A 14,453-nucleotide genomic window follows, 5' to 3' on the forward strand; every position below is an offset into this window, starting at 1 on the left:
GTAACCCAACCTCCAGGAGCGAGCCATGAGCATCTCCCCGCAGACCCACGCGATCTCCCGCAACCCGGCCACCGGCGAGGTGATCGACAGCTACGCCTTCGAATCCGCGCAGGCGCTGGAGCAGTCCCTGGCCCGCGCGGCCCAAGGCTATACGACCTGGAAGCGCACCCCGCTGGAGCAGCGCGCCGCCGCCCTGGTACGCCTCGGCCAGGCGCTGCGCGCCAACGCCGATGCACTTGCCGCCACCATCACCGCCGAGATGGGCAAGCCCATCACCCAAGCCCGTGGCGAAGTGGAAAAGTGCGCCGGCCTGTGCGACTGGTATGCCGCCAACGGCCCGCAGATGCTCGCCCCGGAGCCGACCAGCGTGGAGCACGAGCGCGCCTGGATCGAATACCGCCCGCTGGGCCCAATCCTCGCGGTTATGCCGTGGAACTTCCCGATCTGGCAGGTGCTGCGCGGCGCGGTGCCGGCGCTGCTGGCGGGCAATACCTATGTGCTCAAGCACGCGCCGAACGTCATGGGCAGCGCCTACGGGATGTTGCAGGCGTTCCAGCAGGCGGACTTCCCGGCCGGCGTTTTCGAAGTGATCAACATCGGTAACGACCTGGTGTCCCAGGCCATCCGCGACGATCGCATCGCCGCCGTCACCGTGACCGGCAGCGTGCGCGCCGGCTCCGCCATCGGTTCCCAGGCAGGCGCTGCGCTGAAGAAGTGCGTGCTGGAACTGGGCGGCTCGGACGCCTTCATCGTGCTGGCCGATGCCGACCTCGACGTCGCCGTGCAGGCCGCCGTCGCCGGACGCTTCCAGAACTCCGGGCAGGTCTGCGCCGCCGCCAAGCGCTTCATCATCGAAGACAGCATCGCCGACGTCTTCACTGAGCGCTTCGTCGCCGCCACCCGCGAACTGCTGATGGGCGACCCGACCCAGGCGCAGACCTACATCGGCCCCATGGCCCGCTACGACCTGCGCGATGAGCTGGACGACCAGGTCCAGCGCACCCTGGCCGAAGGCGCGACCCTGCTGCTGGGCGGCGGCAAGGTCGACGGCGTGGGCAACTTCTACCAGCCCACCGTGCTGGCGGACGTAACGCCGGAGATGACCTCATTCCGCGAAGAGCTGTTCGGCCCGGTGGCCTCGATCATCCGCGCCAGGGACGCGCGCCACGCGCTGGAGCTGGCCAACGACAGCGACTTCGGCCTGACCGCCACGGTGTTTACCGCCGACCTCGCCCGCGCCCGGCAGATGAGCGCCGAACTGGACGTCGGTGGCGTGTTCATCAACGGCTACAGTGCCAGCGATGCCCGCGTTGGTTTCGGCGGCGTGAAGAAGAGCGGTTTCGGTCGCGAGCTGTCGCACTTCGGCGTGCGTGAGTTCTGCAACGCACAGACCGTGTGGGTCGACCGTCGCTAAGCGCTGAAAATGCAAAGGCCCACCTCGAGGTGGGCCTTTGCGCATCGGTCGCCAGCGTCAGATGGTGCGGGAGAAGCGCTCCTGCTGCCCGCCGCTCAGGTAGGCGTCGAAAGCCATCGCCACACTGCGCATCATCAGCTGGCCCTGGGGCAGCAGCACCAGTGCGTCGTCATGCAGCTCGATCAGACCGTCGCCGGCCTGCTCCTGCAACTGTCGCAGCGCTCCCTCAAAGTACTCGCCGAAGCGAACGCCGTGGCGCTCTTCCAGCGGCGTGTAGTCCACGCGGCCATGGCACATCAGCGCGCTGATCACTTCGCGACGCAGGCAGTCGTCGTCGGTCAGGCGATAGCCCTTGTGCACCGGCAGCAGGCCTTCGTCGAGCCGCGCGTAGTACTGCGACAGTTCCTTCACATTCTGCCCGTAGGTGTCGCCGACCTTGCTGATGGACGACACGCCCAGGGCGATCAGGTCGCAGTCGGCGTGGGTCGAATAACCCTGGAAATTGCGCTGCAGGGTGCCGTTGCTGCGGGCCACGGTGAGTTCGTCATCAGGCAGGGAGAAGTGGTCCATGCCGATATAGACGTAGCCCGCCTCGGTCAACCGCTGGATGGTCAGCTCCAGCAACTCCAGCTTGCGCTCCGGCGGCGGCATGTCTTCGCGACGGATCAGTCGCTGCGCGCGCACCCGCTCGGGCAGGTGGGCGTAGCTGTAGGCGGCGATGCGATCGGGGCGCAGGTCGATGATCTTGCTGAGGGTGGTGTCGAAGCTCGCTACGGTCTGCAGCGGCAGGCCATAGATCAGGTCCACGGAGACCGACTTGAACTTCGCCTCGCGCGCCGCCGCGACCAGGTCGAAAACCTGCTGCTCGCTCTGGACGCGGTTGACCGCTTCCTGCACCTGCTCGTCGAAATCCTGCACGCCGAAGCTCAGGCGGTTGAAACCCTGGGCGCGCAGCTCGGCGATGCGCTCGCGGCTGATGGTGCGCGGGTCGACTTCGATGGAGAACTCGTGGGCATCGCTTTCGTCGAGGTTGAAATGCTCGCGCAGGCTGTCCATCACCTCGCCGAGCTGCTCGCTGGTGAGGTAGGTCGGCGTACCGCCGCCCAGGTGCAGCTGGGTGAGCTTGCGGGTGCCGTCGAACAGGTCGGCCTGCATGGCGATCTCGCGCTTGAGGTAGTCCAGGTACTCCACGGCGCGGTGGGTCTTCTGGGTGATGATTTTGTTGCAGGCGCAGTAGTAGCAGAGGCTCTTGCAGAACGGGATATGGATGTACACCGAGAGCGGCTTGGCCGCGCTCCCGTCGCCGGGATGGTTGCTGCGCCGAGCGGCCGCGCGGTAGTCGTCGGCGGCGAACGCGCCATGGAACTGCGGTGCAGTGGGATAGGAGGTGTAGCGCGGGCCGGGACGGTCATATTTTTCCACCAGCGCGCGGTTGAAACTCATCGATTCGGGCATGACACGGACTCCTGAAGCGCTGCAGTCTGTCGCTGCGAGTCGCCGCCGCACGATACTCCGCTCAAGCTACGCGCCTCCTGCGCAGGATCAAGAAAGATCTGCCGCGCAGGAAAAATCTTCAAGCTCGCACACCGGTTGCCGACGCACGAGCGGCGTGGCGCCGTGCTGGGTCCGCCTTGAGCCAGGCAATCAGGGGCGCTGGCGACGCACGGTGGAGAGCAAGCTCGTGGGGATCGACATCAGCAGGATGTAGGCCGATATCGCCAGTATCAGGCCGCCACTTCCCAGCAGCAGGTAGCGTCGTTCCTTTACCACGGTCAGGTCCAGGCCACCGGAAAAGAGAATCCAGCCCAGACCCGCCAGGGCCACGGTGAACAGGATGGCAATCAGATAGCTGGCGGCGACGATCAGCACCCAGAACGGACTCCAGCGCCGGCGCGATGGCTTTTCCATAGATTCGGGCCTCCCAGCCCCACTGCGAATACTCATGAACCATGCAGTCTGATGGCCACTGGCCGCTTCGGCAATCGGACAAAAGCAGAAGAAGCGCTTCCCAGACTCACCGGGACCGCTGTAAACCCGACCGGGAGCGCCCGGCTGGCATACCGGAAATCCAGCAAGGGCGCTTACAATCACAGTTTGCCGCAAGGGCAGCACGGTTCTCGAAAATGGCGCTCGATCCACCCACCATGTTGACTATCTCGGTCGCCCTCGCGGCGGCCGCAGCGCTGTACCTGGCCATCGAGTGGCGGAGCGTGCGCGAACGCTCGCTGCTTTACTGGAGCGCCGGCTTCGCCACCATCACCATCGGCTCCACACTTGCCCTGCTACGCATGAGCGGCTACCTGCTGGTGGGCATCTGGTTCGCCAATGGCCTGCTGCTACTGGCCCACTGGTTCTTCCTCAGCGGGGTGGCGAAGTTCACCGAGGCGCGCTTGTCGCGGGGCTGGCTGCTCGTGCCGCTCACCTGGATAGCGCTGCTCGTGGTGCCCGACGGCGGCCCACTGTGGTCCAAGCTCATGCTGCTGGCCAACTCCTGGCTGGTCGCCGTGCTCTCCCTGCGTGCCAGCTACCTGCTGCGGCCCCACGGCAAGTCCCTGAGCGTGGGCGCGGTGCAGTTGCGCTACGTAATGCTCGTGCACGGCGCCTTCTACCTGGCCAAGGGTGCGACGGTGATCATCCCCGGTACGCTGATCGACCTGGCCGCCTTCCGGGGCGAGATCATCCAGATTTCTCTGGTCGAGGGAGCCATGGCGATCATGCTGATCGCCCTGTCGATGACCGGCACCGAGCGCTATCGCCGCGAGAAGCGCATCGCACGGCTGGCCGCGCGTGACCCGCTGACTGCGCTGTACAACCGCCGCGCCCTGGAAGTCCGTGCGCCCCGCGTGTTCGAGGAGATTTCTGCGGAACGCCCCGGCGCGCTGCTGCTGATCGACATCGACAATTTCAAGCAGGTCAACGACCTGCACGGGCATACCGCCGGTGACCGCCTGCTGGTGGCGCTCAGCGAGATGATCCGCGCCGCATTGCCCGAGCGGGCTGTGGCGGCTCGCCTGGGCGGTGACGAGTTCGTCATCCTGCTGAGCAACGTCAACGGCGAACAGGTGATGGAGCTCGCCGACAAGCTGCGCGAGCAGTTCCACAAGACCGCCACGCATAACTTCGCCACAACGCAGCCAGTGACTCTGAGCATCGGCGCCAACCTGTTCGACCAACCACCGACCAGCCTCGCCGCGCTGATCGAGCAAGGCGACGCTACGCTCTACGAATCCAAGCGTGGCGGCCGCGACAGCATCCGCCTGATGGACCGCACGGTGGCCGGGGGCGACCCGTTGCGCTTGGGCTGATTCGAGCTGACACGAGCAACGCGGCCCGCGCAAGGCGGGCCGTGTGAGGACATCAGGTGTGGCGCGCGGGCGCAGCGTACTGGGGCATGGTGATGCAGCCGATGTTACCGCCGCCCAGAAGGATTTCCCGCGAGTTGTCGATGCCGATCACGCGCTTGTCCGGGAACAGTTCGGCCAGCACGCCCTGAGCGATGCGGTCGTGGGGGTCGTTGAAGAACGGCATCACGATGGCCGAGTTGCCGGTGTAGAAGTTGATGTAGGAGGCGCAGATCTTCGTCCCCTCCTGGCGGTCGAAGCTACCGTCGACCTGGTCCAGGCCCTCGGCCTCGGCAGACGTCCACTCCAGCACCTGCGGCTGCGGCAGCTTGTGCACCTGCAGCGCATTGCCACGGGCATCGCGGGCGCTGCGCAGCACGTCGTAGGCCTCCTGGTAGATTTCCCACTGCGGGTCGCTGCGGTCGTCCGTCCACTGCATCACCACCACGCCCGGCCGCACGAAGCAGGCCAGATCATCGACGTGGCCGTCGGTTTCGTCGAACTTGCAGCCACGCGGCAGCCAGATCACCTGTTCGGCGCCCAGATAGTCGCAGAGCCGGCGGGTGACCTCTTCCTTGCCCAGGTGGGCATTGCGGTTGCGGTTGAGCAAGCATTGTTCGGTGGTCAGCAGGGTGCCCTGGCCGTCACTTCGGATGCTGCCCATCTCGGCGATGATCGACGCGCGATAACGGTCGAAGCCTTCAATCTCGAGGATCTTCTGCGCGATCTGGTCGTCCTTGTCCCAGGGATAATAAAGGCCGCCATCGAGTCCGCCGTAGGCGTTGAACTGGAAGTCCACCCCGCGCATCTCGCCGGTGGCGTCATTGACCAGGAAAGCCGGGCCGCTGTCGCGGAACCAGGTGTCGTTGCAGGTCATTTCCACCACGCGCACATTCCCCGGGAGCATGCGCCGGGCGTTGGCGTACTGCGCGGCGGAGGCACAGACGGTTACCGGCTCGCTGCTGGCGATGGCGCTGACCACCTCGACCCAGATCTTCTGCGCCGGCTTGCCACCGTTGCGCCAGACGTCCGTGCGCTCGGGCCAGCCGAGCCAGCAGCGGGCCTTGGGTTCGAATTCGCCGGGCAGGCGGAAGCCGTCGGCCTTGGGCATTGTCGAGTGGGTGCGGGACATCGGCGGTGCTCCGGAATCAGGGGCTGGGATGCCTCAAGGTTGCCGGCTCGCCGCGGAGAGAACCATTGATGAATTTAGCGAAATAGCTGAATTGAATTCATCATTTAGGCAGATGAATGATGAGCGCCAGGAACCGGCCATGCCCGCGATCGCGCCCATGGAGAGCTCCCACAGGGGAACTCCGGATTCACTTGCACCCCGCAAGAGTTAACCCGACATCACATGTCGCTGAGCTGGTCGGTCATCCATTCGATGAAATCCGCCACTGCCGGCTTCTCCATGCGCAGACGCTCGCATACCAGCGCGTACTGCCCCAGGGAGGTGATCTGCGCGGCGAACGGGCGCACCAGCCGGCCGCTCGCCAGGTCCTCAGCGCTGGTGAGGTTGTCGCCGATGGCCACGCCCTGCCCGCGCACCGCCGCTTCCATGGTCAGCCCGGCGTGGCCAAGGTAGACATGGCGGCTCGGGCGGATGTCGCTGGCGTGGGTGGTCAGCCAGGCGGTCCAGGACTTGCCGTCCTGGTCGTCATGCAGCAGGCAGTGGCGCGCCAGGTCGCGCGGGTGCTTGAGCGGCGACTGGTTGAACAGGCCGGGGCTGCAGACCGGGAAGAACTGCAGGGTCGGCAACGGCCGCACGAAGTAGGTGCTGGCATCCGCCGGGCCGGTGCCGTAGGTGATCGCCAGGTCGATCTCGGCGGCAGGCCCCGACGCTTCCAGCGGCTGTTCATGCAGATGAAGGACGATTTCCGGACAGCGCTCGGCGAAATCCGCCAGCCGGCCCACCAGCCACTTCTGCGCCAGCTCCACCGTCACCGCGATATGCAGCTGCGCCTGGGAACCTGGATCGCGCAACTCATCGCACGCCGTACCGATCAGCTCGAAGGCCTGCTGCAGGCTGCGCAAAAGGCGCCGCGCCTGGGGAGTGGGCTGCACCTGGCGACCCTGACGCTCGAACAGCGTCGCCCCCAACTGCTCTTCAAGCTGGCGAATCTGGTGGCTGACCGCGCTGTCGGTGACGCACAGCTCGGCGGCGGCGCGGCCGAAGTGCGCGTGGCGGGCGGCGGATTCGAAGGTGCGCAAGGCGGTGAGCGAAGGCAGGCGGCGCATGGGCGGCAGTTCTTTTCGAAGAATGGCGGCCGGCATGCTGAACGAGGCACCGCGCCCAGCGCAAGCCAGGGCGTTGCTGCAGGGGCATCACTCATTTCGCGACAGCCGCCACCCGCGCGAGGCTAGCACCACTTCGCAGGAGCGCAGTCAGCAGGTGGCGGGCAAATTGGCACGCCGGACAATTGGATACTCTTTATGCCGTCGTTTGTGTCGTCTCCTGCACATCTATCGCGCCTTGAAGCAAAACCTGAGTTGCATATCCCGGATCGCTATCTAGGCTCTTTCTCACAACCGGCTTCCCTACAGGGAGTAGGCTCAACGTCTCCAGAGCGCATTCGGAGCGAATGCCTTTCACGCCGCCAGCGCGACGCGAGAGCCAGTCAGGGACCAGCAGGGGACGCTCGATGACCAGAGACTGCACAGGCGCCGCAAAGGCTATCAGCGCCTCCATTACCACATCGCTTTGTATCCTGTTCTCCGGCCCCGTCTCCGCGGGCGGCATCATGATCTACGAGGCCGGGCAGGAAGGCATGGGCCTGGCCAATGCCGGTTCCGCCGCCCTGGCCAGCGACCCCAGCGTACTGATGAGCAACCCCGCGGGTATCGCGAAGCTCAAAGGTACGCAGATCAGCGCCAACGCCCAGGTCATCCTCGGCGACCTGCGTTTCTCCCGTGACGACAACAATCAGTTCGACGGCAACGAAGGCGGCAACGCCCTGGAGTGGCTGCCCAGCGCCAGTTTCTTCGTCAGCCACCAGGTCGACGACCGCTCGGCCATCGGCTTCGGCATGTACGGCAACTTTGGCCTGGCGCTGAACTACGACGACGACTGGGCCGGCCGCTACTTCAGCCAGGAAACGGCGATCATCGGCGTGTCCTTCCAGCCGACCATCGCGCACAAGTTCACCGACGACCTCACCGTCGGCATCGGCCCGCGCATCGTCTACGGCTACTACCGCACCGAGATGGCCATCAACAACAACCTGCTGGGCCTGCGCGACAACCCCGACGGCCAGCTGGAATACAAGGACACCGATGTCGGTGTCGGGGTCAACCTGGGCCTGCTCTACGACCTGAGCGAGCGCACCCAGATCGGTTTCGCCTACACCAGCAAGGTCAAGCTGGAATTCGAAGACAGCCCCGACGTGAGCAAGATCAGCAACCCGATCATCAATGCCGCGCTCAACCGCCTGGACGTCAGTTCGCTGGAACTGGACGTGAACATCCCGCAGACGGCGACCCTGAGCATCGCCCACCAGCTCGATCCGCAATGGAAGCTGCTGGGCAGCCTGGGTTGGCAGGACTGGAGCGAGTTCGGCGAGATAGGCGTGGACGTCGACGCCAACGCCGGCGGCGTCGACCGCACCGTCGACCGCCAATACAAGGACACCTGGCACGCCTCCATCGGCACCCAGTACCAGGCCACCCGGCAGCTGCGCTGGAGCGTTGGCCTGGGCTACGACAGCTCGGCCGTGGACGACAAGGACCGCACCGTGGACAACCCCATGGCCGAGACCTGGCGCCTGGCGACCGGGATCAACTACCAGGTCGAAGAAGGCCTCGACCTGCACCTGGCCTACACCCTCGTCTGGCTCGGCGACATGGACGTCGAGCAAACCAAGTCACGCTCCGGCGAAACCCTTTCCGGCACTTACAACAACGCCGCCCTGCACATCATCGGCGGCGGTGCGACCTGGCGTTTCTGACGGCCTACGCGACGACAAGAGCGCGGCCCTGACACTGCGATACGACACCTTCGACAAGAAATATCCATAAGGAGCACTGCAATGAACCTGAAATTCCTGGCCCTGCCGCTGTGCGTGGCCACCCTCACCCTCTCCGGCTGCGCCAGCAAGTACGTGGAGCCGGAGAACTACTCAGGCTTCCTCAAGGACTACAGCGTACTCAAGGAAGAGAAATCGCCCTCCGGCGCACCGGTGATGCGCTGGATCAAACCCGGCATCGACGTCAGCCAGTTCACCAGCGTCTACGTCGAGCCGAGCCAGCTCTACCCGCGGCCGCAGCCCAGCGAGAAGATCCCGCAGAGCACCCTGGACGGCATCACCAAGTACTACGACCAGGCGCTGCAGACGCAATTCTCCAAGGCCCTGCCGCTGGCCACCGGCCCCGGCCCGGGCGTGCTGATCGTGCGCCCGGCGATCACCGCCGTCAGCGCCGAGACCAAGGGCCTGCAACCCTACGAGGTGATCCCGATCGCCCTGATCGCCGCCGGCGTCAGCACCGCCACCGGCATCCGCGACCAGGACACCAGCATCGCCACCGAAGCGGCCTTCCTCGACGGCAGCGACGGCAAGGTGGTCGCCCAGGTCGTGCGCAAGGGTGCCGGCACCGAGCTGGAGAACTCCTCCCAGATCATGAGTGCCAACGACGCCAAGGCCGTGCTCGATGGCTGGGCACAGGACATGCTCAAGTCCTACGAACAGCTGAAACGCAAGTAACACCCACAGCGGGCCGGCGCGACTCAGCGTTGGCCCGTCGTTTCCCCGCAGGTCTGGAAGCCCCCATGGACACCGTTCGCGGCACCGCTTTCCTCCAGTTCGGCGAACTGCTCGCCGAGCGCAACGCCTCGCTGCGCGCTCACCTCACGCCGCATCGCATCGACCTGAACATAGTCGGCGACTACGAGAAGAAGTTCTCCTACCGGAGCCTGGTGCAAATCTTCGAAGGCAGCGCCCGCTCACTGGCCATGCCGGAGCTCGGCCTGGAACTGGCGAGCCGGCAGAAGTCCACCCTGCTCGGCCCCCTGCAGCACTTGGCGCAGACCGCACCCACTGCCGGTGAAGGGCTGGCAGCGGTGGTGCGCTACATGCGCGTCTACAGTCCCTCGATCCTCTTCCACCTCGAACGCCGAAACGATTGCACTCTGCTCCGCTTCGACAACGCGTTGCCTTGCATCGAAGATATCCCGCAGATCGTCGAGAAGTCCCTGCTGCACGGCCAACTGATGATGACCGAATTGCTCGGCACGCCGTTCCGGCCCACCACCGTGCTGCTGCGCCACCAACCGCAAGCCGAACTGGCGGTGTACCGGCGTTACTTCGGCTGCCCGGTGCTGTTCGGCCAGGAATACAACGCCCTGGCGATCTCCCAGCGCGACCTGCAGCGCCCCTGCGTACGCCACGACGCCACGCTGCACGCCATCGTGAAGTTCTATCTGGAAGCACATTCGGGCGCGGACGAGAAACTCGGCTTCGAGGTCGAACGCCACATCCATGCCCTGTTGCCCCGGCAGCGCTGCAACCTGGAGCAAGTCGCGCAACTGCTCGACCTGCACCCGCGTACCCTGCAGCGACGGCTGGCCAACGACGGCATCGACTTCGAAGAACACGTCGACCAGATCCGCCGCCGGCGCGCAGAACAGCTGCTCGGCCAGTCCGACCTGCCCATCGCGCGGATCGCCCAGGAGCTGGGCTACCGCCGCACCACCTCGTTCTGCCGCGCACACCACCGTTGGTTCGGCATGGCGCCCATCGAGCATCGTCGCGCGCTGAAGCACTGATCACCGCCGGCGCACCTGAAAGAATCCGGCAACTTCCATATCGACCGCCCAACATCCTGCAGACCGTGCTTGCCACAGACTGGGAACCGAGCCTTCATCAAATCTTAATCTCGCGCCGGCAGACTGAAGCCAGTCACCAAAGGTGCGTGACCCATGAATGCTGCCTGTTCCAGGCAGCATTTTTTTTGCCCGCCTATCGGAGAACACCTGCAGGAGAAGCCCACGCCTTCCTACCGGGGAATACCGGACAACCCGGCCGATTGCTGCTATATGCCTTGAGGCACGCACCGATGTGCAGTTGCCCCACTTGTGCCCTTGTATGGATACCGGCATGCCGATCCGCCGTTCGAGCACCGTCCTTCTCGCAAGCCTTGGCCTGACCGGCGCCATCGGCGCCCTGTCGACCTGGGCCATCCTGGAAATGCGCCACGACGCCCTGGAAGTCGCCAGCGCCAATGGCCACAACATCGCCCTGCTGGTGCAGCGCGACATCCAGCGCAACCTCGACCTCTACGACATGACGCTGCAAGCCGTGGTGCGCACCCACGCCCAGCCGGAGATTCGTGGGCTGTCCATGGACACGCGCAACCTGCTGCTTCGGGCCTACACCGCGCCCACCCGTGGCATGGGCTCGGTGTTCCTGACCAACGCCGACGGTATCGCCACCTACAGCTTCGGCAAGGAAGTTCCCGCGCGCATCGACCTCTCCGGGCGCGAGTACTTCCAGGCGCTACGCGTAGCGCGGGGCGACGCGGCCTACCTCAGCCACCCGTACATCCCCTACTCCAGCAACGCGCGCAACAGCATCGCCCTGAGCCGTCGCCTTGAACGCGAGGACGGCAGCTTCGCCGGGGTAGTCGGCGCCAACCTGGAGCTGGCCTACTTCACCGAACTGTTCAGCGACCTCAACCTCGGCGACGGCGGTACGGTCAGCCTGCACATGCGCGACGGCACCCTGCTGGCGCATTGGCCGGACACAGAGCCCGCCGCGACACTGGGCGAATCCTTCGAGCGCTACCTCAGCAACGGCGCGGAGAACTTCTTCGATACCAACAGCGATGGGCAGGAGCGTTGGCACGACTTTCGCCCGGTGGAAGGCTACCCGCTGGTGTTCAGCGTCGCCCTGCCATCGCGCGAGATCTACGAGGACTGGTACTGGCGCGCCAGCCTGATCGGCCTGCTGGGCGTTTCCCTGATCGGCGCGGTCATTGGCCTCGCGCTGCTCGCCCTGCGCCAGATGCGCGAACGCGACCGCCAGGAAGCCGAACTGCGGCAGGCTGCCAGCACCGACCCGCTGACCGGCCTGAACAACCGTCGCGCCTTCGACCTGCGTGCCAACCACGAGTGGTCGCGCTACCAGCGAAGCGGCGCCGCGCTGGCCGTAATGCTGATGGATATCGACAAGTTCAAGGCCTACAACGACCACTACGGCCATCCTGCAGGTGACGCGGCGCTGAAGACCGTGGCAAGGGTGATCGCCGAGTGGACGCGGCGCCCGGCCGACTGCGCGGCGCGTTTTGGTGGGGAGGAGTTCGTCGTGCTGCTGGGCGACAGTGGGGAAGCCAACGCTCTGGAGTTGGCCGAGCAGATCCGCGCCAGCCTGCAGGCCCTCGCCGTGCCGCACGAGTACGGCCCGCTGGGCGTGCTCACCCTGAGCATCGGCGTGGCCAGCACCTCGCAATTCAGCCCCGCCAACTGGGCAGAACTGTTGCAATCCGCCGACAGCGCGCTGTACCAGGCGAAGGATGGCGGACGCAACCGGGTGGTCAGCTTCCGTTCCGCCGCAGTCGAAGCCTCCTAGCCGCGCACGCTCAGCACCTTCAGTTCGCACTCGAAGAGAAATTCGAAAGCCTCCACCTGGCGCAACGCATCGCTCATGTGCGCACCCCAGGTGTACAAGCCATGGCCGCGAATCAGATAGCCGGGGCAATCCGGATGGGCGTCGAGCCACGGCTGCACCTGGGTAGCCAGGCGAGCGATGTCCTGATCGTTGTCGAAGATCGGCACGGTGACGCGGCCTTCGTGGCTGGTGACGCCGGCAAAGGCCTTCTGCAGCTCGTAGTCCTCCAGCTCCAGGCGGTCGCCGACGGTCAGGCGCGACAGCACCGTGGCGTTCACCGAATGGGTATGCAGCACCGCGCCGATCTCCGGGCGCCACGCATAGAGCTGGGTATGCAGCAGGGTCTCCGCCGAGGGCTTCTTGCCTGGCTCCAGGCTGTTGCCGGCGAGATCGGTCTCCAGGACATCGTCCTCGCCAAGCTGGCCCTTGTGCTTGCCGGAAACGGTGAGCAACGCGCGGTCTGTCGCCAGACGTGCGGAATAATTGCTGCTGGTGGCCGGCGACCAGCCACGACTGTAAAGGAAGCGGCCGGCATCAATGATCTGCCGGGTAAGTTGCTGGCGCGTATCGGTCATGGGGAAGTCGAGGCTGGGAAAAGAGGCCGCCACTCTATCCAGCGCTTCGTGCCGAGCTAAATACCTTAATCGCATGAGGTCATAACCCGCAGCAGATGCGTCGTCCGTCCGAGAACGCTTCGGCAAGGTGCAGAACGACCAGCCCGAGTTGCTGCAACTGGTCCGCCGCGCCAACAACCTGGTGCTGGAGCGGCCGAACGACACCGAGGCAGGCTTGCTGGAGAAGTTCGACCAGGAATTCTGGCCGCCGGACGCGGTTTCCGTCGCGGTTCAGGCGGATGTTCCTTCGCGTCCGTTATAGCTTAATAAGTAATTACCAAATGCTAATTCAGTATTTCTTGTTCTAACAGAATCACGGATAAGGTAACCCCAACTCACCGCAACCGGCTTGTCTGCAAGCCTTCTGGAGCCGCCATGGACCGCACCGACAACATCATCGACCTCGCCCGCCACCGCACGCGCCGTCAGGCCCGCCGCCAAGCCGAGCTGATGTGGATGCTGTATGCCCAGCGCGCCGGCTACGATGCCTTCCAGATCGTCCAGCAGAGCCGCGACAGCGGCCGCCGCGAGGCCTGAGTCATGGGCCTGTCGCTTTCCACGGAGCTGCCGGCCGTGGAGTTCGACGCAGCTCCCGGCACTTGTGAAGATCCTATCGGCGAACGGGTCGCCAGCAACCTGCTGCGCCTACGCGCCAAGCGCAACCTTTCCCTCGACGGCCTCGCCCGCCTCTGCGGCGTGAGCCGCACCATGCTGGCGCAGATCGAATCCGGCCGCAGCGTGCCGTCGATCAAGGTGCTGAGCAAGATCGCCCAGGGCCTGAAGGTTTCGGTCGCCGCCTTCCTCGACGACCGCGCCTTCGACGGCGTGGCGGTGCTACCCGCGCGCGACAGCAAACGCCTGGTCAGCGGCGACGGCGCCTTCGTCAGCCGCGCGCTGTTCCCCTTCGACGTCTCGCGTCAGGTGGAATTCTACGAACTGCGCCTGAAGGGCCTGGCCACCGAACACTCCACCGGCCACGCGCCCGGCACCCAGGAAAATCTGGTGGTCGCCCAGGGCGTGCTGGAAATCAGCGTCAACGAAGAACGCTTCCTCCTCGGCACCGGCGACTCCATCCTGTTCTATGCGGACCAGCCGCACAGCTACCGCAACCCGGCGGACAGCGAGGCGGTGGCGTACCTGGTGACGACTTATGCGGAGCGGTTGGACTGACAGCTTCGCAGGCGCTTCCGACGACCAATCGCACAACGCTTTGAGACCCATCCGAATGGCCCTGTTGCGGCCAAGCTGATGGGATGGGCGTCCCTCTGGAACGGACGCCCGCCATGCTCATCGATGCCGCCCATCGCTTCTTCGATCACAGCCGTCATACCCTCAGCGTCAGGGACGTGGACGCACCGCTCGATGTCCTGGCCTTCACTGGTGAAGAAGGGCTCAGCCAGCCCTTCACCTACCGCATCGAATTCACCAGTACCCACCGCGATCTGCCTGCCGACACCTTCCTTTGCAAGGACGCCAGCTTCAGCCT

At 65.3% G+C, this 14,453-nt stretch carries 15 protein-coding genes; 10 read left to right on the forward strand and 5 right to left on the reverse strand.

Annotated features, from left to right (window positions below; genetic code table 11):
- The first annotated feature begins 25 nt into the window (after positions 1 to 25).
- Positions 26 to 1,414: an aldehyde dehydrogenase family protein gene (locus tag ACIPK7_RS28590; protein ID WP_401091685.1), complete on the forward strand. Its 1,389-nt coding sequence runs from the start codon at positions 26 to 28 to the stop codon at positions 1,412 to 1,414.
- Positions 1,415 to 1,471: 57 nt separating this feature from the next.
- On the opposite strand, the gene hemN is transcribed toward ACIPK7_RS28590, so the two are convergent.
- Both hemN and ACIPK7_RS28600 read right to left on the reverse strand, forming a co-directional pair.
- The gene (gene hemN / locus ACIPK7_RS28595) at positions 1,472 to 2,869 is read right to left on the reverse strand and encodes an oxygen-independent coproporphyrinogen III oxidase (RefSeq protein WP_401091687.1); all 1,398 of its coding nucleotides are present in this window, start codon (positions 2,867 to 2,869) and stop codon (positions 1,472 to 1,474) included.
- Positions 2,870 to 3,058: 189 nt separating this feature from the next.
- On the reverse strand, positions 3,059 to 3,322 hold the full coding sequence (locus ACIPK7_RS28600) for a hypothetical protein (protein WP_192435799.1): 264 nt from the start codon (positions 3,320 to 3,322) through the stop codon (positions 3,059 to 3,061).
- A 215-nt stretch (positions 3,323 to 3,537) separates the two neighbouring features.
- Here ACIPK7_RS28600 and ACIPK7_RS28605 point away from each other — a divergent pair, with 215 nt between their 5' ends.
- Positions 3,538 to 4,719 (forward strand): GGDEF domain-containing protein, encoded by a 1,182-nt coding sequence (locus ACIPK7_RS28605; protein WP_401091689.1) that lies wholly within the window; start codon positions 3,538 to 3,540, stop codon positions 4,717 to 4,719.
- A 52-nt stretch (positions 4,720 to 4,771) separates the two neighbouring features.
- Here the strand turns inward: ACIPK7_RS28605 and aguA are convergent, their stop codons facing one another.
- A complete protein-coding gene (gene aguA, locus ACIPK7_RS28610) occupies positions 4,772 to 5,887 on the reverse strand; it encodes an agmatine deiminase (protein ID WP_401091691.1) in 1,116 nt (371 codons plus the stop codon).
- A 218-nt stretch (positions 5,888 to 6,105) separates the two neighbouring features.
- Entirely contained in the window at positions 6,106 to 6,993 is an 888-nt protein-coding gene (locus ACIPK7_RS28615) for a LysR substrate-binding domain-containing protein (protein WP_192435802.1), read from the reverse strand.
- 344 nt (positions 6,994 to 7,337) lie between these two features.
- On the opposite strand from ACIPK7_RS28615, the gene ACIPK7_RS28620 reads away from it, so the two are divergent.
- The 4 genes from ACIPK7_RS28620 (at position 7,338) to ACIPK7_RS28635 (ending at position 12,314) form a co-directional block, all read left to right on the forward strand.
- Positions 7,338 to 8,699 (forward strand): OmpP1/FadL family transporter, encoded by a 1,362-nt coding sequence (locus ACIPK7_RS28620; RefSeq protein WP_401091693.1) that lies wholly within the window; start codon positions 7,338 to 7,340, stop codon positions 8,697 to 8,699.
- An 81-nt stretch (positions 8,700 to 8,780) separates the two neighbouring features.
- Positions 8,781 to 9,452, forward strand: a complete 672-nt coding sequence (locus tag ACIPK7_RS28625) for a DUF3313 domain-containing protein (protein WP_401091695.1) — start codon at positions 8,781 to 8,783, stop codon at positions 9,450 to 9,452.
- 65 nt (positions 9,453 to 9,517) lie between these two features.
- Positions 9,518 to 10,513 (forward strand): AraC family transcriptional regulator ligand-binding domain-containing protein, encoded by a 996-nt coding sequence (locus ACIPK7_RS28630; RefSeq protein WP_401091697.1) that lies wholly within the window; start codon positions 9,518 to 9,520, stop codon positions 10,511 to 10,513.
- Between the two features lie 331 nt (positions 10,514 to 10,844).
- Positions 10,845 to 12,314 (forward strand): diguanylate cyclase, encoded by a 1,470-nt coding sequence (locus ACIPK7_RS28635; protein ID WP_401091699.1) that lies wholly within the window; start codon positions 10,845 to 10,847, stop codon positions 12,312 to 12,314.
- Here the strand turns inward: ACIPK7_RS28635 and ACIPK7_RS28640 are convergent.
- Positions 12,311 to 12,928, reverse strand: a complete 618-nt coding sequence (locus tag ACIPK7_RS28640; RefSeq protein WP_401091701.1) for a methylthioribulose 1-phosphate dehydratase — start codon at positions 12,926 to 12,928, stop codon at positions 12,311 to 12,313. The genes ACIPK7_RS28635 and ACIPK7_RS28640 overlap by 4 nt on opposite strands.
- Before the next feature lie 127 nt (positions 12,929 to 13,055).
- On the opposite strand from ACIPK7_RS28640, the gene ACIPK7_RS28645 reads away from it, so the two are divergent.
- The 4 genes from ACIPK7_RS28645 to ACIPK7_RS28660 all read left to right on the forward strand — a co-directional run.
- Positions 13,056 to 13,229, forward strand: a complete 174-nt coding sequence (locus tag ACIPK7_RS28645) for a hypothetical protein (RefSeq protein ID WP_401091703.1) — start codon at positions 13,056 to 13,058, stop codon at positions 13,227 to 13,229.
- 113 nt (positions 13,230 to 13,342) lie between these two features.
- Positions 13,343 to 13,504, forward strand: coding sequence for a hypothetical protein (locus tag ACIPK7_RS28650; protein WP_017519129.1), 162 nt, complete (start codon positions 13,343 to 13,345; stop codon positions 13,502 to 13,504).
- A 3-nt stretch (positions 13,505 to 13,507) separates the two neighbouring features.
- The gene (locus ACIPK7_RS28655) at positions 13,508 to 14,137 is read left to right on the forward strand and encodes a helix-turn-helix domain-containing protein (RefSeq protein WP_401091705.1); all 630 of its coding nucleotides are present in this window, start codon (positions 13,508 to 13,510) and stop codon (positions 14,135 to 14,137) included.
- 113 nt (positions 14,138 to 14,250) lie between these two features.
- The coding region (locus ACIPK7_RS28660; protein ID WP_401091707.1) for a hypothetical protein at positions 14,251 to 14,453 on the forward strand (203 nt) is incomplete at its 3' end.

The sequence above is a fragment of the Pseudomonas sp. NPDC086581 genome, assembly GCF_044746165.1.
GTDB lineage: Bacteria > Pseudomonadota > Gammaproteobacteria > Pseudomonadales > Pseudomonadaceae > Pseudomonas.